This is a genomic window from Streptomyces sp. XY006 (assembly GCF_002237655.1).
GTDB lineage: Bacteria > Actinomycetota > Actinomycetes > Streptomycetales > Streptomycetaceae > Streptomyces > Streptomyces levis.
In genome coordinates, this window is the sequence record NZ_NOKT01000006.1 from 1 (window position 1) to 17,175 (window position 17,175).

Below are 17,175 nucleotides of genomic sequence, written 5' to 3' on the forward strand. Positions count from 1 at the left end.
TCAGCGCGATGCCGCTCGGCTGCATGATCTCCACGCGCTGGAAGTTGCGGATCTGGCTCTGCGCGCTGCGGACGACGTCGTAGACGCTGGCCGGCGGCGGGGCCGAGTGGGCGGAATGCCCCGCACGAGCGGTTCCAGTCCCTGGCCGTCTTGCATGTTCGTACCGGAGATACCTAAGAAGCCGTATCTCAACCGAACGTGATCGCTTGATTTCCGCTGGTCAGGCATGGTCTAGCTCGGAGTGAGGGAGGCATGCGGCGTCTTGTTTGGGCTCCGTGATCGAGGGGTGCACGATGGCGTCGGTGCTGGGAATGCTGGAGGAGCGGGAGACAGCGGCCCGGGTACGGGTGGAAGGACTGCGAGAGGAAGTCGCGCGGCTGGCTGGGGCGTTGGAGGCCGCGGAGATCGAGCTGGACCGGCGGGTGATCGCACGGGAGGAGCTGGTCGAGGCCCTGGCAGCCTCGGCTGCCGAGACCACCGCCGTGACCGGGGCGGAGGCGGAAACCGTGTCGTCGCCCGCGCCGGTGCCGGGCTCGATCGTGCCTCCGTGGCGCGAAGGACTGCCGGTGACGGTGCTGGCGCCGGACTACCAGCGGATCCTGGGCGTGCTCGACGAGCGGCAGCCCGCCGGCCAGGGGCCGCTGAAGGCCAGGGAGATCACGGCTCGGCTGGGCTTGGAGACAACCTCGGCGAAGGTCGAGGGGGTGCGCTCGAAGGCCCGGCGTCTGGCGGAGCGCGGTTGGCTCCTCCTGGAGACGTCGGGGGCATTCAGCGCCGGCCGGCGGCCCGTGGCCGTGCCAGACGCCGGCCCATCCGCGTGACCATCGACCACTGGATCATCGCCTCGCTGCTGGCCGGCAGCGTCTCGTAGTCCCGGGCCAGCCGGCGCGAATGCATCAGCCACGCGAACGTGCGCTCTGCCACCCACCGCCTGGGCAGCACCACGAACCCTGTCATGTCGTCGGTGCGCTTGACGATCTCCAAGGTCAGCGCGAGTTTCTGACGGCACCAGTCGACGAGGGAGCCGGTGTAGCCGCCGTCGGCCCAGACGAGAGTGATGTCGCGGTGCAGGCGGCGCAGCCGCTGCAGCAGGCCCGTCGCGGCGTCGCGGTCGCCGATGTTCGCGGCGGTTACCGCGACGACCAGCAGCAGGCCGAGGCAGTCGGTCACGATGTGCCGCTTACGGCCGCCCACTTTCTTCCCGCCGTCGTAGCCGCGTGAGGCGGCCGGAACCGAGGCCGCGGCCTTCACCGACTGCGCGTCGATGATCCCCGCCGTGGGCTCGGCCTCACGGCCCTCGCGCTCACGGACCTTCCCGCGCAGCCGGTCGTGGAACTCGGCGATCAGCCCGTGCTCGCGCCACCGGCGGAAGAAGGCGTAGACGCGGCCCCATGCGGGGAAGTCCGCGGGCATCGCCCGCCACGAGATCCCGCCCGCGACCAGGTAGCGGATCGCATCCAGCAGCTGGCGGTGGCAGTAGCCCTCGGGCTGCCCGCCCCTGCCCTGGAGCCAGGCCGGCACCGGCAGCAACGGCCGGATGGCTGCCCACTCCTCGTCCGTCATGTCCGACGGATACCGGCGCACCCGATCAGGATGATCTGCCGCGTTGCCGTACATGTGCGCGAGGCAATCACACGATGGTGCAGCCGAGTTGAACTGGACGGGCTCGGACACGTACAACAACGACACCAGGGCCTCCCGGCACTGCTCGGTCAGATTCGCATCCCCGAGCTACCGAGAGGCCCTGTCTTCATGCGCGCACAACGGGAAGATCGCCCCGGCGGGAAACCCGTTCGAACCGCACGTTCCAAGATCGGTTGAGATACGGCTTCTAAGGACAGCGCACCTCGTTCCGGTCACAGGTCAGGTGAATCTTTGATCCCAGCTTGCAGCGATCGGTCGGATTCGGTCCCGCAAGCGGCACCCCTTTGCGGCGCCCAAGCTGACCGAGTTGATCGCGCACCGGGACCAGTCCAGCTCACACCGCGCTCCGAGTTCGTCGAGAATCACGCAGTAGAGCCGGGCGCAGACCCGGTCCTGGCTCCACTGGGCGAATCTGCGGTAAACCGTGGGCCGGGCGGGGCCGAACACGGGCGGCAGCTGCAGGCTGACGTCGCCACGAAGATGATCGCTGCCAAAGCCTCATGGTCACCTGCCCGACGCTGACCACCACCCTGCGGACGCGTGACCACTGTCGGGGGCACCACTCGCCTGAACAGTACCCACAACTCATCCGACACCAGCCACTCAACGAGATCAGCCATGTACGGATCAACCACCGATCACGCCATAAGAAACGACGTCCAAGGCGCCGACTGCGAGAGCAGCCATTACATTGCCAATCCATCCGAGGACCTCCTGTTCGGCCTGATTAGCGAACTGAACGACTCGGACAGCGGGTTCGTCGTCACCCAGGCCGACGAGGACAACCCCGCCTGGTTGGCCTCTGCGGCGGTCATCGACGAAGGCGGCTTGGTGAGCTCTCCCTGCGAGCTGGCAGGGCAGAGGTGGCCTGCTCATCGAGTCGCCCGTGGGGAGCTGGCCACGAGTGCCTCCGGGGGCAGACCGTCGCGCAAAACGGCGGAGTTGGGCCCGGTGGACAGGTTGCGGCCGAAGGTGATTATCGCCTCGTCGCTCCGGTTGCAGGCGCGGATGAAGGTGTCAGAGAGCGGCAGTCCGAAGTAGGAAGCGACCCAGCCGTCGGGGCGGAGGGGTCGGCGACGCGGCCGTCTGGCGTCAGGCACCGAGCGTGCTCGAAGACGCCGATGACCGGTTCAGCTGCGAGCGCGAAGCCCTCACAGTAGGTCCATCCCTCGCGACTGGCCCATGAATGCGCCGCGGCGAAGCAGTCCCCCCAGTGCGCTGCGGGTGCCTATCGGTCGGCCAGGAGGAAGGAGCATGGTCGCGGCTGTGCGTGAGTACCAGGTCCGCGAAGGTCGGGTGGGTGTAGTCCTGGTCGAGCATCAGGATGCGAAGCGGTTGCAGCTGCGCGCGCAGACGGTCCGCCCCAGCGACGCGGTTCGGGGCGGCGTCCACGCGACGTCCTGCACGAAGGCGTTCAGGGAGGCGTCCTCGGCAGTGCTGACTTCCAGGACGGCCCCAGCCAGGCGCCCGGCCTGGGAGGACTCGGCGAACCGTGCACCAGGAAATCCGCCCGTGCAGCCAGCAGCCCCTTCAGTCCACTCAAGCATCCTGCTGCGGCGATCTCAGGATTGACCGCGCTCAGCGTGCCGAAGCCGTCGCCGGCGAGCACCGAGCGCTCATTCAGCGCGGTGAGCGCTGCAGCCGGCCTTCCGGTTCAGGTGACACGGAAGACCGGCCAGCCGATCTCGGTGCGCCATGCGGCGGGATCGCTTGTGTCACGGGGGCCGACAACGTAGACCTCCCGCACGGGCCCGGCCACCGACATCGCGTTCTGCACCACCCAGGTCCCGAGTTCGCCGTACGTGACCTCGATGCCGTCGTGCTCGCCGATGTGGGTGGTGACGGCCAGTTCCGCGGCCGGCAGGATCGTGGGGTGCACGCGTCCGGTGCGAGGTGGTGCAGCGGTCGGTAGGTAGACGACCGCGTGTCCGCGCTCCTGCTCGAAGAGGGCGTTGTCGTAGCTGCCGCCCGGCGGTCCGGTCGCGGCGGCGCCGACGGCCGCCTCCAATTCGGCCATCGCGCCTGCGTACCAGGTCGTGATGTCGTGATGTCCGACTACGGCCTCCACCGCCGCGACCGTCCGGGCGGGCTCCGCACGCAGCTCGACGTCGATCGGCGCGGGGTCGGGGCGGAGCAGGCGGCGCAGCGATACGACCGCGGCGCGGGTGCGGTCGAGCGCGTCCTCGAGGCGTTGCAGGTGGTCTGTGACGAGGGCCGCGCGGACACCGGGGTCGGGGGTTTGCAGGATCTGCTGCACATCGCTCAGGGGGACGTCGAGCTCGCGCAGCCGGTGGATGACCTGCGCGGTCGGGATCTGGTCGACGCGGTAGTAGCGGTAACCGGTGTTCTCGTCCACCACGGCGGGTTCCAGCAAAGCCGCCTCGTGATACCGGCGCAGGGTCCGGACGCTCAGGTGGGTCAGCCGCGAGAACTCTCCGATTGTCAGCATCCCCTCATTCTGAACGCTCCCCCTGGGGGAGAGTCCACGGCTTGACCCTCCCGCCCTGTGAGGTCACACGGTGGGCTCATGACACAGCACACCGATCTTCCGTCCGATCTGCTCCCGACCACCGTGCGCGAGTTCTTCGCCGCCCACATCGCCCGCGACGCCGACACCGCCTCGTCCTTCCTCGCCGAGGATGCGGTGATCGTCGACCAGGACGAAATCTTCCGCGGCCGCGAGGAGACCTACGCGTTCCTGCGGGACGCCGGGTCGGAGTTCGAGTACACGACCGAGCAGATCGGCGCTCGCCGCGTCGATGACGCCCACTGGGTGGTAACCGTGCGGCTCGAGGGCACCTTCCCGGGGAGCGTCGCCGAGCTCGACTACCGGTTCGCGCTGCGAGACGACCTCATCACCGAACTCGTCATCGCCAACCACCCAGCCTGACCGAACCCGCACCACCTCGATCTTCAGTGGAGAGAAACATGTCTAGTTCAGACCGCGATCGTCTCGACGGTCGCCGGGCGCTGGTCACGGGCGGTTCGAAGGGCTCGGGCAAGGCCGTCGTCGAGAGACTGCGAGAGATGGGCGCCGACGTGTACGTGACGGCGCGAACGATGCCCGACGGGTACGAGCACCCTGACCGATTCATCGAAGCGGACATATTGACGACAGAAGGCACCAACGCCGTGGCCGCTCGCATCGCAGAGGCCGGCGGCACACTCGACATCCTGGTGCACGTCGTCGGAGGGGCGTCGACGCCGGTCGGTGGATTCGCGGTCATCACCGATGACCAGTGGCTCACCGAGCTGAACCTCAACCTCCTTGGAGCGGTGCGGCTGGATCGGGCTCTTCTCCCGGCGATGATCGCGTCCGGGTCGGGCGTGGTGCTGCACTTCACCTCGATCCAGCGTGAGCTGCCCCAGTACGACGCGTCCTTGGCTTACGCGGCAGCGAAGGCCGCGATGCGCACCTACAGCAAGGGACTTGCCAATGAGCTCGCGCCGCGCGGCGTACGGGTCAACGCCATCAGCCCCGGCGGGATCGAGACCGAAGCCTACGAACGATTCGTGGACCGGATCGCCGAGGGCAACGGACTCACACGCGAAGCAGCCAAGCAGACCATCTACGACTCCCTCGGAGGAGTGCCCCTGGGACGATTCGCGAGCACCGAGGAGATCGCGGACCTGGTCGGGTTCCTGGTCTCGGACCGCGCCTCGGCGATCGTAGGAGCCGAGTCGAGAGCGCACCGCGCGTCTCCGGAACGGCTGCGCGTCACCAGTTCGCGAGTGCGAGTGCTCAGGTTGACCACCAGAGGGCGGGCCGCATCGGCCACGTGACATCACATCGATGACCTGTGAGCCGGGGGCAGGCAGACACCCAGTCGACTACCGCAAGGAGAGCACATGCCCACTCAATTCACGGATCGGTCATCCGCCCGACCGGTCGGACCGCCCCCGCCCTTCGACCCGGAGCTCGCTCCCGTCCTTGAGATCCTGACCAACCTGCGCTCCCCGGACGCGTACCGTTCGGACAACATCGTCGAGATGCGCAAGCCCGTCCCCGGGGTGGAGAACCCGACCGACGAGATCCTCTCGCGCGGTGGCACCTACGGCGTGGAGGAGCGGGTGGTGCCAGGACCGGACGGCGGACCGGATGTCTCGCTGCTGATCTGTCTCCCGAAGCACGCGGTGGCCCCGACCCCGGCGATTTACTACATCCACGGCGGCGGCATGATCGTCGGAGACAACCGGTTCGGTCTGGTCGAGATGTTGAATCTGGCCGAGCCGACGGGCATGGCCGTGGTTTCAGTCGAGTACCGGCTCGCACCTGAGACACCCCACCCGGGCCCCGTCGAGGATTGCTACGCGGGCCTGGTGTGGCTGTCGGATCACGCCCACGAGCTCGGCATCGACCCCGAACGCATCATCATCGGCGGTGCCAGCGCCGGCGGCGGCCTCGCGGCAGGCGTCACCTTGATGGCACGCGACCGCAGCAACCCGGCAATCCTGGCCCAGCTGCTCCTGTCGCCGATGCTTGATGACCGCAACGACTCGCCCTCTGCCCGGCAGATGCGCGGCCTCGGTATCTGGGACAGCTCCTCGAACGAGACCGGATGGAACGCGCTCCTCGGCGACGGCGTCCGCGGAGGACCGGACGTGTCCCCGTACGCCGCGCCTTCCCGCGCGGCAGACCTCTCCGGCCTTCCGTCCACGTTCATCGACGTCGGGTCGGCCGAGACGTTCCGGGACGAGGACGTCGCCTACGCAAGCCGCATATGGCAGGCCGGCGGCCGCCTCGAACTGCACGTCTGGCCCGGTGGGTTCCACGGGTTCGACGTCGTGGCCCCACATGCCGTGATTGCGCAGGACGCCATCGACGCCCGAGTGGCATGGCTGCGCCGTCAGCTCATGGTCTGACACGCAGCCTCGGCCAGGTGATCGGTACTTATACGTTCTCCGTAGGGCCGGGTGCGGCGGGAACGCGTCACCCGTCGTCCTCGTCCAGGCCGGTTCGCCGCTCCGGCCACGGTTACAGGCGGTACTCGCCGGCGCAGGTGTCCGGGCGGTGCACGACAAGGGCGGCGACGTCGTCGTCGAGCTTTCCGCCGCTGTAGTGGAGCAGGGCTGCGTGAAGCCGGTCGAGCAGCTCGCGGGGCGGCGTCTGGCCCTGCTGCTGGGTCCAGTCCGGCAGGGGGAAGAACGTGCCGGTGCGGTCTCGGGCCTCCGTCACCCCGTCGGTGTAGAGGAGCAGCTGGTCGCCGGGGGTGAAGTCGAAGGTGTCCACGCGGTGGTGCTCGCCGGCGAGCGTCGTCAGGTTGAGCGGCGGCGAGGGGGTGGTGGCCTCCAGCAGCCGGGGCTTGCCCCGGTGGACGAGCAAGGGTGGGGGGTGTCCGCTGCTGAGGATTCTGACGTGGCCGCCGTCCCGGGGGATCTCGCTGATCAGGGCGGTGGCGAAGTGCTCCGGCCGGTGGGGGACGGGGAACGCGGCACTGTGACGAGTGATGGTGACCTCCAGGCGATGCATGATGCCGCCGAGATCGGGCTCGTCGTACGCGGCCTCCCTGAAGCAGCTGATCAGCGCGGAGGCCGCGCCGAGCGCGGACAGGCCCTTGCCGCGCACGTCACCGATGAGCAGCCGGATCCCGTACGGCGTGTCGGCCGCCTCGTAGAAGTCACCACCGATGCGGGCTTCCTCCTGGGCCGCCAGGTACAGGGCCTCGATCTCGATGTTGTTCATGCGGCGCGGCAGGGGGCGCATCAGCACCTCCTGGGCGGCCTCGGCGACAAGCCGGACGTGGAACAGCGTCTCCTCGCGTTGCAGCCGGACGTGGCTGGCGTAGGTGGCCGCCAGGGTGACCGCGACGATGGCTGCCGCCGTGTAGGGCGTTCCCAGGTCGGTGTAGACGAAGCTGAGACCGATCATGACCAGGAGGCAGAACAGTCCGAGCAGGAGCGTGGGAAGCACGGGCCACATGGCGGCGGCGAGGGCGGGAGCGGTGGGAAGGAGGCGGCTGAAGGCGATTTCCCGTGGGGTGGAGAACGCCAGAACGGCGATGAGGGCGGTGAGGATCACCGGTGACAGCGTGGCCGCTTCCCACCAGCCGCCGCGGAGAGGATGCCGACGCCACGGCCGCCCGATCCCGATCACAAAACGCATCATAACTACAGGAAACAGGCATCGGGCTCCGATCGAGAGCGCGGCCCATGGCTGATGATCAGACGTGCGCGGCAGGATGCCTCGCCATCCGGTCGGCGGAAGGCGCATTCCGGGCCCGGCGCGCCCGGGCTGGGACCCCTCACCCGGTGCGCCGCTCGGGCTGTCCCCCGGCACGGCCCACGGGCCTGCTCGTCCCGCCGCGGGTTCGTCCTCTCCGGACAGGCGTCGTGAGTCATCCAGGTCCGCACAGCGGTGTTATCAAGGGTGTATGGAGGGACATCTCAGCCGATTGCGGACCTCACGTCCTCCGCCCGCCAGTGGCCGGCGGCGGCGCCTGTCCGTACTGAGCCCGCGGACCGCGGCGGGGCAGGTGTTCCTCCTCCAGAGCGTGATCGTGGTGCTGCTGGTGGTGGCCGCGGTGGCGAGCATCATCCTGCAGGCGGGGCGCGACGCGGTACGGCAGGGACGTCGTGAGTCGGTGGTGGCGGCCGAGTCGTTCGCCAACTCCCCCGGTGTGAGCCTGGCGCTGCGCAGCCCGGACCCGACCGCCGTGCTGCAACCGCGAGCCGAGGAGGCGCGCAAGCGGGCGGGCGTGGACTTCATCGTCGTCATGAACACGGACGGCATTCGGTACACGTATCCCTACCCCTCGGAGATCGGGAAGAAGTTCGTCGGGACCATCGAACCGGCGCTCGAAGGCCGTACCGTCGTCGAACAGGCGGGCGGTCCGCCTCTGCCGACGGGCGAGGGGACGGCCATCCAGGCGGTTGTCCCGGTGACCGACGCGCGCGGCCGGATCGTCGGCCTGGTCTCCGCGGGGATCACCGTCACGAACGTGTCGCGACTGTGGGTGCCGCAGCTGCCGATCGTCCTGGGCGTCGGCGCGATCACGCTGGTGCTGGCCGCGGCGGGGACGACCGCGGTGTCCCGGCGACTGCTGCGGCAGACCCATGGGCTGGCCCCCACGGAGCTGGCGCGCCTGTACGAGCACCACCAGGCCGTGCTCCACGCGGTGCGCGAGGGGGTACTGATCACCGGCGAGGACGGACGGCTGCTGCTGGTCAACGAAGAGGCGAAGCGGCTGCTGGGTCTGCCGGCAGACGTGCAGGGGCGGCATGTGCAGGAGCTGGGGCTTCCCGAGCAGATGGCGCGCGTGCTCGCATCCCCGGAGAAGGTCACCGACCAGGTGTACCTCGCTCACGACCGGTTGCTGGCGGTGAACAAGCGGCCCACGTTCCCGGAGGCCGAGCATGCGGGCAGCGTGGTGACGTTGCGGGACACCACAGAGCTGGCGGTGGTGACGGGGCGGGCCGAGGGGGCGCTGGGGCAGCTGAAACTGCTGTACGAGGCGGGGATGCGGATCGGGACGACGCTGGATGTGGAGCGCACGGCCCAGGAACTGGCCGACGTGGCGGTGCCCCGGTTCGCCGACGTCGTCGCGGTGGATCTGCTGGACTCGGTGGTGCGCGGCGATGAGCCGACGACGGGAGGCTGGCGCCACCTGCTGCGGTCCGCGATCAGCGGAGATCAGCGCATGCTGCCGGTGTACCGGCTGGGTGAAGTGATCACGTTCTCGCCGGAGACTCCGCAGATGCTGGCCCTGGAACAGGGCCGGGGTGTCCTGGAGGCGGACCTGCGACAGGCCCGCGGCTGGCAGGAACAGGATCCGGAACGGGCTCGAAGGGCGCTGGAGCTCGGGGTGCGCTCCCTGGTGACCATGCCGCTGCGGGCGCGGGAGGTGCCCCTGGGCCTTGCGCACTTCTACCGGACGGAGGGCTCACCCGCGTTCGAGCCAGAGGACGTGGCCTTCGCGGAAGAGCTGGGCGCGCGGGCGGCGCTGGCCATCGACAACGCCCGGAGGTTCACCCGCGAGCACGCCATGACGGTGACGCTGCAGCGCAGTCTGCTGCCGCGGGGCCAGCCGGAGCAGGACGCCCTGGAAGTGGCCTGGCGGTATCTGCCGTCGGAGGCGGGCGTGGGCGGGGACTGGTTCGACGTCATTCCGCTGCCGGGCGGACGTGTGGCGCTGGTGATGGGCGATGTCGTCGGCCACGGGCTGCACGCCTCGGCGACGATGGGGCGGCTGCGCATCGCTGTGCACAACTTCGCCACGCTGGACCTCCCCGTCGACGAAGTCCTCGGGAAGCTGGACGATCTGGTCGTCCGCCTGGATGAGGAGGACGACTCCGGTGCTGCCCCCGGCGACGAGAAGGGGGCGGGGTTGACCGGAGCGACATGCCTGTATGCGATCTACGACCCGGTGGCGGGGATCTGCACGGTGGCCCGTGCGGGACATCCCGGCCCCGTGGTGGTGAACCCGGACGGGACGCTCGTCTGCCCCGAGGTGCCGGCCTCGCCCCCGTTCGGCCTCGGGGGCTACCCCTTCGAAACGGCCGACGTGCACCTGGCGGAGGGCTCCCAGCTGATCCTGTACACCGACGGGCTGGTCAAGAACGCCGCCCGCGACATCGACACCGGTCTCGAAGGGCTGCGCCGGGCCCTGGGCGGAGCCGGGGCAGGGGAGCGCACTCCGGAGGAGACCTGCCGGGCGGTGATCGGGGCGTTGAAGCCGGCCTCACTCTCGGACGACATCGCCCTGCTGGCGGCGCGGACCCGGCGGGTCCCGTCCTCGTCGGTGGCCGAGTGGGACGTGCCCTCGGACACGACGGTGGTGCCCTCGGTGCGGGCCGAGTGCAGGACGGTTCTGAGCGGGTGGGGGCTGGAGGAGACCGCGTTCACCACGGAGCTGATCCTGAGCGAGCTGGTCACGAACGCGATCCGGTACGGATCACCACCCGTGAAGGTGCGCCTGCTGCGCGGACGCACCCTGATCTGTGAGGTGTCCGACGGCTCCAGCACCTCTCCGCGACTGCGGCGGGCGGAGACCACCGACGAGGGCGGGCGGGGACTGTTCCTCGTGGCGCAGTTCGCGCTGCGGTGGGGGACGCGGTACACGTCCCGCGGCAAGGTCATCTGGGCGGAGCAGATCCTGCACGACGGCCCACCCGGTCCCGCGGACCACACGCCGGTCGACGTCCTCCTCGAACAGTTCGGGGATCCCCTGATGTGAGGAGCAGGCACCCGTGTGTCGGTGTCGATGCCACGGCACGATGTGAGTCCGGAGCTGACCGGTTGGCAGCGGGCCCCGGAAGGCGCTGTGCCTCGTCCAGGACCAGCACGCGGGGCTGCCGTAGCGCGTTCACCAGCCTCAGGCCGGCCTTCCCCGCCCCGCGCGGCAGACTCATCGGACTTGCCGCCTGACATGCCGAGGGGGCGAGGTCAGTCCGTGGAGGGCGTCAGAGAGTCCGGCCGGGACAACGTCTCGGACAGCGGCAACCTGCCCCTTGCGGCAACGATTCGACGCACCCGCAGTTCGGCTCGTGTCCGCGGGCGGTACTTGGGCTCCTTGCCGCACCCGCAGGCCGATCGCCCTTCGTAGCGCAGCCCTTCACCCAGCACCGCAGCGACCACAGACCACGCGTGAACATCACGCCTGGGCGGCGGCGCGAAGTCATGACCAGCGCACATGAGGGGCTGAGAACAGTTTGGACACACGTGCTTCCGCTGCGGATGGGCATGCTGCTTGAAGCTGACACGGCACGAAACACACGCGTAGTGCAGCTTGTAGTAGGTCATGGCGTAGAAGCACACCGGGCCACCGTACCGACCAGCCCTTCAGGCAGACCAGCCGTTTCGAGCGACTGACAGTCCGCCATCGGAAACACCGAATGGCTGTCTCCTACCGCACGACCCTGACCATGCGGCAGCTCGCGCCGCTCCTCGGGGTCTCGCCGGCCACCGTGTGCCGGTGACCCAGCGGCTCGTCCCGCTGCTCGCGCTTGAGCTGGTGGGCACGTCCTCACGCAACTAGCGGTTCTCGGCGAACGTGCAGGTCGTCGTGGACGCGGACACGCGCCTGGTCACAAGATCCTCCGCGACTGCCGGCAGCACGGCGACGGCCTCCATCACGCCGTCCAGGCCGTCGCCCGCATGCACAACCTCGCCCTCGCAGCATGCCCAGACAGGCGCACAGCCCCGCTCAGGCTGCCTGTTCACGGCCTTCTGCAACACGCTTCAAGGGCTGTCCCGTGACTGTGGTTGCGGGACAGCCCGTCAGACGCTCGGGTTTCTCCACCGGTGTCGCTCCCGTCGGGCAGGTCCGGGCAGGACGAGTTGGGGCGGTACTTCCTCGCGGTGGCATCGAGAGTGCGGCGGTGATCGGCCCACCGCCGGCCGCGGACCGGATCAGCCGGCATCAACGGCCCGATCCGGTCCCACATGGCATCAGTGATCACTGACCGGACAGACGGTCCTAAGAGTGAGGTATCTCAGGCGTACCGCGTCGCCTAAGGTCTACATGCAGGTCCTCCCTGATGTAGATCTCGATGTACTCGTACAGCCAGGGCAGGTTCGCGAGCTGCGAGAAATGGCGAGTGAGTGCTTCTTTCGTGGTACGGGCATCGGTCAGGTTGGCCACCCGCCACAGTGACAGGGGTCGGGAGTCCGTACCGGCCACCGCGTGCTCGACGTGGAAGAGCGGCTGGAGCGTGTCAGCCTTCACGAGTTCACCGGAATCGTCGACGAGTTGCGTCGCGCCGATGAAGGTGACGCGCTGTTCGGCCGGGTCCAGACGCACCTGCTCAAGGACCAAGCCGTAGTCGGAGCCGCCGATCCACGGATGCTGCATCGACGCGCGTACGAAAACTTCCACTCCGTCGTCACCGGCCGGCTGCTCGCCCCAGATGCGCACGCTCCCGGGCTCCATCACCGAGGGCAGATACGGCGCGGGATTGCGGGCTTTGCGTACCTCCATGTCCCAGAGCATGTCGCGGGTCATGGTGAAGGGGGTGGCTGTCTCGTAGCTGTTCGCGATCACCTCGTTCACATCGAGCGGAGGCAGTGCCGAGTGTGTGTAGGCCGGGTCGTTCCACACGCGCTCGAATTCCGCTACGTGATCGAGTAAGCCGCTCTGCTCCATCTTCTCCTCCTGCGCATGTCAGGCACGGGCCGAAGGGGCCGGTGAGAGTGCCGCGCTCGCCTTGGTTCTTATGATGGAACAGTTCCGCGCCCGGGCGGGCGTGGGCAAGGATCACTTCGGTCAAGTTTCGATGCGCACCCCAACGACCGTTGCTTCACGGGTTATTGAGCCGTTTCGACCTCATGCTGATGTGTGGTGAAGGACGAGGAGGGTCCTCACGAGGTCGGTGCTGCAGCGGGCTTCCGCAACAAGTGCCTGCCTGGTGTTGTGCCGTCGCTTTCACCGCTTGAGGCGACGGCCCCCGAACGGGACGGTGTGAGCGTCGATGCCAGCGGTGAGAGGATCACGGAGTGCCTCTGCCTCAGCCTGATGATCTGACCTCACTGGTGCTGCGTACCGACTTCGGTGACGACAGAGCCTGGGACGCGGTTCGAGCCGCCCTCGACGCGGCTGGCGAGTACCCGCACGCCACGTATGTCAGCGAGCCTCGCTTCACCGACGTGGAGGTCCAGGTATTGCTGGATGAAGAGGCTGCTGCCGATGAGGACGCCCAGATCATCCACGTCTTTCTGGCGGACGCGACCACGTTGAGAGAACCGGGTCATCCGCTTCTCGCCGTGGATCTCTCGGACGAGCCCGGGCGGACGTTCAGGCTTCCTGCGCGGTGGTTTCCTGACGTCTCGGCCAACCTCAGCATCGCCAACATGGACTTTGCCGAGTTCGCCGACGCCACTGATGGATCAGGAACCTTCCGCGGCTTCGAGGAAGGCTGACACCTGACCATCGAGGCCTGTCCGGGCGACACACGCGTCGCGCCCATCCGGCATGGCTGTGTGCCCACGCCGCCGCTATCCCGCCACCAGGTGGCAGAGCTTGCCCGAGTGCTCAGTCAGGAACCGCAGGGCGTGCGGCGCACACGGCGCCTGCCGCTCGCGAACGAGAGCCCTGGCCGTGGGGCTCACGCTTGCGCTGTCCGCGCTTGTGTCCTCGGGCTCCGCTGGTGCGGCTGATCAGTAGGAGTGGGCGGCGAAGGGTGGTTCGTACATCGGCGGCGGATCGGTCGGAGCCTCGCAGCCCCCGCTCGGCGATGCGTCGCGGGACGGCTGCGGCCGTATCTCCGACTCCTGCCCCGGCGTTGTCGGTCGGGAGCTCCGCTGTCTCGCCGAGAGGAGATGGGCCATCAACTCCTGATATCCCTGAAGACGCCTTCGCGAGTGCCGGCTCAAGGGTGCTGTGCCGCGGTCAGTCCTCACGCGTTTCGAGCAGACTGCTCACCAGCTGTCGGGCGTAGGGGGTTTCCAGTCCTTCCGGGCGGAAGAGGATGCGGTACATCATCGGGGCGACAACCTTGTCGATCACCGTCTCGACATCGGGTGTCGTCTCCCCCCGCGCCCGTGCCCGGGTAAGGACGGCGTCGATCTGCTCGGCGGCGTAGGCCGAACACTGGCCCGCGTTGGTGCCGTCAGGGTCTCCGAGCAGGGCATCGCGGATGTAGACGCGGCCCGGAGGGGAGGACATCTCCTCAAGGAACTCCTCGGCCCACGCGGTCAGGTCCGCGGAGAGGTCCCCGTGGTCCGCCGGAGGTGCTTCCGGCCGCAGGCGTTCCACCGCCACGTCCGAAAGCAGTTCCCGAAGGTCGCCCCAGCGGCGGTACACGGTCGAGGGGGTGACGCCCGCGCGAGCGGCGACCAGTGGCACGGTCAGGGCGTCTCGGCCCAGCTCGGCGGTGAGTTCGCGCACGGCGCCGTGCACCGCCTGCTGGACCCGGGCGCTGCGCCCACCGGGACGCAGCATCGGCTTTCGACTCATGCAGCCACCTTAAGGCAAAGCCGTTGCGTCTAGCCGAGATCCGCCGTAGCCTCACTAAAGCTAAGACTTAGCTTTAGTTTCCGCTCGTGTCCTTGTTGCGACCGCCGAGAAAGGCTCCCCGTCGTGCCGAACGCCCCCGAGAGCGGTGAACACCGCTGGAACCATCTGACCGCGCCCGCACTGCGGCATCTGGCCGCCCAGGACGCGGCCGTGCTGCTGCCGGTCGGTTCGACCGAGCAGCACGGCGCGCACCTGCCGACCGGCGTGGACGACTTCCTCGCTGCCGAGGTCTGCCGTCGAGCCGCCGCCCTGGCCGCACCCATGCCGGTCGTGGTCGCGCCGTCCGTGTGGTGCGGCTTGGCCGAACACCACATGCCGCTGGGCGGCACCCTGACCCTGTCCCTGTCCACGCTGCACGCGCTGTTGCGGGACGTGTGCCGGTCCATCCTGCGGGCCGGGTTCCGCCGCGTGCTGCTCGTCAACGGGCATGGCGGCAACGTCACGGCCCTCAACGCCCTCGTCAACGAACTGACCGCAGAGCTGTCCGCGCCCCTGGCCGTGACCAGCTACTTCACCGCCGGCCGGGCGGCGATCGCCGGCGTTCTCGAGACGCAGGAGTCCCTCATGCACGCCTGCGAGGGGGAGACGTCGATGGCGCTCGCCGCCTTCCCCTCCCTGGTCCGCGAGGAGGAACTGCCGCAGGCGGTCGGACCGGAGATCTCTCTGCAGTCGGAAGACGCCTCCCCGGTGTACCGGTCCGTGCCGTTCGACACCCTCGCGCCGAGCGGCATCGCGGGCGACGCGCGGGGCGCGACCGCGGCCAAGGGCGAGCGCATGCTCGACGGCTGCGCGCGGGCACTGGCGGATCTGCTCCGCGCCGGCGTGTGGCCGGACGACGCCCGCTGAGCCGAGCACCGGGTGCCGCCCCCTCCCCCGACGGCCGGGCGGCACCCGTGCATCAGGCGGCCGGCGACAACTCCCGTGCCGGCCGGGCCATCTCGTAGGCGTGCCCCGCACGCAGCAGGACTGGCTCGGCGAGCGGCCGTCCGAGGAGCTGCATGCCGATCGGCAGCCCTGCCCGGTCCCGGCCGACCGGGATCGACAGCGAGGGAACGCCGGTGATGTTGGCCGGAGCGGACAGGCGTACGTAGGCGTCGGAGACGCTTTCGACGGTACCGTCCGGCCAGGTGACCGTTTCCTGGCCGGCCGGTACGGCGGTCAGCGGGACGGTGGGTGCGGCGATCACGTCGACGTCCGTCATCATGCGCGTCCATTCCCGGCGCATCAGGGTGCGGGCCCGCTGGGCGCGCAGATAGTCCCCGGCGGACATGAGCGCACCAGCCTCCAGCAGGATGCGCACGTCCGCTCCGTACAGGTCCGGGGCCGCATGCAGGGTGCGCTCGTGATAGGCGGTGGCCTCAGGGACCATCAGGCCCCACTGGACGGCCTGGATGTACCGCGTCATGGGGATCTCGATGTCGACCGGTCGGGCACCCAGGTCCCGCAGCTGTTCGATCGCCCCCCGTACCGCCGACTCCACTTCCGGGTCGACGTGTTCGAAGTAGTAGTTGACGGGGACGCCCACCCGCAGGCCGGCCAGGTCGGTTCCGCCTGTGGGCCGGTAGTCGAGATGGGTGACGGCGTCCAGGCCGGCCGGGTCGCGCGGGTCGTGGCCGACGAGCGCGGCGAGGACCAGTCCGGCGTCCTCCACCGTGCGCGTGATCGGGCCGACGTGGTCCAGCGACCAGGCCAGTGAGGTCACCCCGTGCAGGGGGACCAGGCCGTACGTCGGTTTCAACCCGACGACCCCGTTGAGCGCGGAGGGGACCCGGATGGAGCCGCCGGTGTCGGTGCCCAGGGCGAAGGTCGCCGTCCCGGCCGCGACGGCCACGGCGGATCCGCCGCTGGAGCCGCCGGCGACGCGGTCCGGGTTCCAGGCGTTGCGGGTCTGCGGGGTGGTCAGGCCGTACGCGAACTCGTGGGTGTGCGTCTTGCCGACCAGAACCGCCCCCGCCGCCGCGAGCCGGGCCGCGACCGTGCTGTCGCGGGGGGCACGATGGCCGGCCCGGACGCGGGAACTGGCGGTGGTGGCCGTGTCGGCGACATCGATGAGGTCCTTCAGCCCCATCGGCACACCGTGCAGCGGACCGAGCAACCGGCCCTCGGTCTGGGCGCGCTCGGCGGCGCGGGCCGCCTGGCGGGCCCGGCCGGCCGTCACGGTGACATAGGCGCCCAGCCGCGGTTCAACCCTCTCCATGCGCTCCAGTACCGAGTCGACCAGTTCCACGGGCGACAGGCGCCGAGCACGGATCTCCTCGGCGGCCGAGGAAAGTGACAACTCATACGGCTGCATCGAACTGCTCCTCCTCGCGGTCGTGGACGCGGTACGCGGCGGCGGGCGGAACGTCGCCGAAGTCGAGCTCGCGCAGGAGCGCCACCACCGAGTGGATGTACTGCGCGGTGGCAGCCACCGGAACGTGCCGATCGGCGCGCAACGGCTGTCCGCAGCGCTCGGCCCAGCGGGCCGCTTCCTGGGGGGTGAGATCCGGTGCGGACACATGACCTCCTAAGGCTAATTGTTTGCGTTAATGGACGATAGGCTCTACGGTGCCTTAAATCAAACGCATAGCTTTAAGCGTCC

At 69.2% G+C, this 17,175-nt stretch carries 15 protein-coding genes and 3 pseudogenes; 9 read left to right on the forward strand and 9 right to left on the reverse strand.

Annotated elements, in window-relative coordinates:
• Positions 1–293 precede the first annotated feature (293 nt).
• Positions 294–821 carry a hypothetical protein gene (locus CHR28_RS08885; protein ID WP_256984172.1) on the forward strand — a complete coding sequence of 176 codons (528 nt, stop codon included), beginning with the start codon at positions 294–296 and terminating at the stop codon, positions 819–821.
• Here CHR28_RS08885 and CHR28_RS08890 read toward each other — a convergent pair.
• Both CHR28_RS08890 and CHR28_RS38205 read right to left on the reverse strand, forming a co-directional pair.
• Positions 769–1,617 carry an IS5 family transposase gene (locus CHR28_RS08890; protein WP_094052970.1) on the reverse strand — a complete coding sequence of 283 codons (849 nt, stop codon included), beginning with the start codon at positions 1,615–1,617 and terminating at the stop codon, positions 769–771. The genes CHR28_RS08885 and CHR28_RS08890 overlap by 53 nt on opposite strands.
• Positions 1,618–1,852: 235 nt before the next feature.
• A pseudogene (locus tag CHR28_RS38205) lies at positions 1,853–2,264 on the reverse strand (transposase); the annotation flags it as partial.
• Between CHR28_RS38205 and CHR28_RS08895 the strand changes: the two are divergent.
• Positions 2,263–2,685, forward strand: a complete 423-nt coding sequence (locus CHR28_RS08895; protein WP_094052971.1) for a hypothetical protein — start codon at positions 2,263–2,265, stop codon at positions 2,683–2,685. The pseudogene CHR28_RS38205 and the gene CHR28_RS08895 sit on opposite strands and share 2 nt — an antisense overlap.
• Before the next feature lie 613 nt (positions 2,686–3,298).
• Here the strand turns inward: CHR28_RS08895 and CHR28_RS08900 are convergent.
• Positions 3,299–4,093: a MerR family transcriptional regulator gene (locus tag CHR28_RS08900; RefSeq protein WP_094052972.1), complete on the reverse strand. Its 795-nt coding sequence runs from the start codon at positions 4,091–4,093 to the stop codon at positions 3,299–3,301.
• 78 nt (positions 4,094–4,171) lie between these two features.
• Between CHR28_RS08900 and CHR28_RS08905 the strand changes: the two genes are divergently transcribed.
• The 3 genes from CHR28_RS08905 (at position 4,172) to CHR28_RS08915 (ending at position 6,507) form a co-directional block, all read left to right on the forward strand.
• Positions 4,172–4,534, forward strand: a complete 363-nt coding sequence (locus tag CHR28_RS08905; protein ID WP_094052973.1) for a nuclear transport factor 2 family protein — start codon at positions 4,172–4,174, stop codon at positions 4,532–4,534.
• Positions 4,535–4,572: 38 nt separating this feature from the next.
• Positions 4,573–5,427, forward strand: coding sequence for an SDR family oxidoreductase (locus tag CHR28_RS08910; protein ID WP_094052974.1), 855 nt, complete (start codon positions 4,573–4,575; stop codon positions 5,425–5,427).
• Between the two features lie 66 nt (positions 5,428–5,493).
• A complete protein-coding gene (locus tag CHR28_RS08915) occupies positions 5,494–6,507 on the forward strand; it encodes an alpha/beta hydrolase (RefSeq protein WP_094052975.1) in 1,014 nt (337 codons plus the stop codon).
• A gap of 112 nt (positions 6,508–6,619) precedes the next feature.
• On the opposite strand, the gene CHR28_RS08920 is transcribed toward CHR28_RS08915, so the two are convergent.
• A complete protein-coding gene (locus tag CHR28_RS08920; protein WP_256984173.1) occupies positions 6,620–7,663 on the reverse strand; it encodes a PP2C family protein-serine/threonine phosphatase in 1,044 nt (347 codons plus the stop codon).
• Positions 7,664–8,117: 454 nt separating this feature from the next.
• Between CHR28_RS08920 and CHR28_RS08925 the strand changes: the two genes are divergently transcribed.
• On the forward strand, positions 8,118–10,817 hold the full coding sequence (locus CHR28_RS08925; RefSeq protein WP_306437560.1) for a SpoIIE family protein phosphatase: 2,700 nt from the start codon (positions 8,118–8,120) through the stop codon (positions 10,815–10,817).
• Between the two features lie 854 nt (positions 10,818–11,671).
• Positions 11,672–11,758, forward strand: a pseudogene (locus tag CHR28_RS37115) (IS5/IS1182 family transposase); the annotation flags it as partial.
• A 140-nt stretch (positions 11,759–11,898) separates the two neighbouring features.
• On the opposite strand, the pseudogene CHR28_RS37120 reads toward CHR28_RS37115, so the two are convergent.
• Both CHR28_RS37120 and CHR28_RS08945 read right to left on the reverse strand, forming a co-directional pair.
• Positions 11,899–12,027: pseudogene (locus CHR28_RS37120) on the reverse strand (IS5/IS1182 family transposase); the annotation flags it as partial.
• Between the two features lie 32 nt (positions 12,028–12,059).
• The gene (locus tag CHR28_RS08945; RefSeq protein WP_094052980.1) at positions 12,060–12,725 is read right to left on the reverse strand and encodes a hypothetical protein; all 666 of its coding nucleotides are present in this window, start codon (positions 12,723–12,725) and stop codon (positions 12,060–12,062) included.
• A 350-nt stretch (positions 12,726–13,075) separates the two neighbouring features.
• Here CHR28_RS08945 and CHR28_RS08950 point away from each other — a divergent pair, with 350 nt between their 5' ends.
• Positions 13,076–13,498, forward strand: a complete 423-nt coding sequence (locus CHR28_RS08950; RefSeq protein ID WP_143655790.1) for a DUF6924 domain-containing protein — start codon at positions 13,076–13,078, stop codon at positions 13,496–13,498.
• Between the two features lie 469 nt (positions 13,499–13,967).
• Here the strand turns inward: CHR28_RS08950 and CHR28_RS08960 are convergent, their stop codons facing one another.
• The gene (locus tag CHR28_RS08960; protein ID WP_094052982.1) at positions 13,968–14,534 is read right to left on the reverse strand and encodes a TetR/AcrR family transcriptional regulator; all 567 of its coding nucleotides are present in this window, start codon (positions 14,532–14,534) and stop codon (positions 13,968–13,970) included.
• Between the two features lie 123 nt (positions 14,535–14,657).
• Here CHR28_RS08960 and CHR28_RS08965 point away from each other — a divergent pair, with 123 nt between their 5' ends.
• Complete coding sequence (locus CHR28_RS08965) at positions 14,658–15,440, forward strand: creatininase family protein (protein WP_094052983.1); 783 nt, start codon at positions 14,658–14,660, stop codon at positions 15,438–15,440.
• 52 nt (positions 15,441–15,492) lie between these two features.
• Here CHR28_RS08965 and CHR28_RS08970 read toward each other — a convergent pair whose 3' ends face one another.
• Both CHR28_RS08970 and CHR28_RS08975 read right to left on the reverse strand, forming a co-directional pair.
• Entirely contained in the window at positions 15,493–16,887 is a 1,395-nt protein-coding gene (locus tag CHR28_RS08970) for an amidase (RefSeq protein ID WP_094052984.1), read from the reverse strand.
• Positions 16,874–17,092, reverse strand: a complete 219-nt coding sequence (locus tag CHR28_RS08975; RefSeq protein WP_094052985.1) for a hypothetical protein — start codon at positions 17,090–17,092, stop codon at positions 16,874–16,876. Before CHR28_RS08975 ends, CHR28_RS08970 begins: the two co-directional genes overlap by 14 nt.
• Between the last annotated feature and the right edge of the window lie 83 nt (positions 17,093–17,175).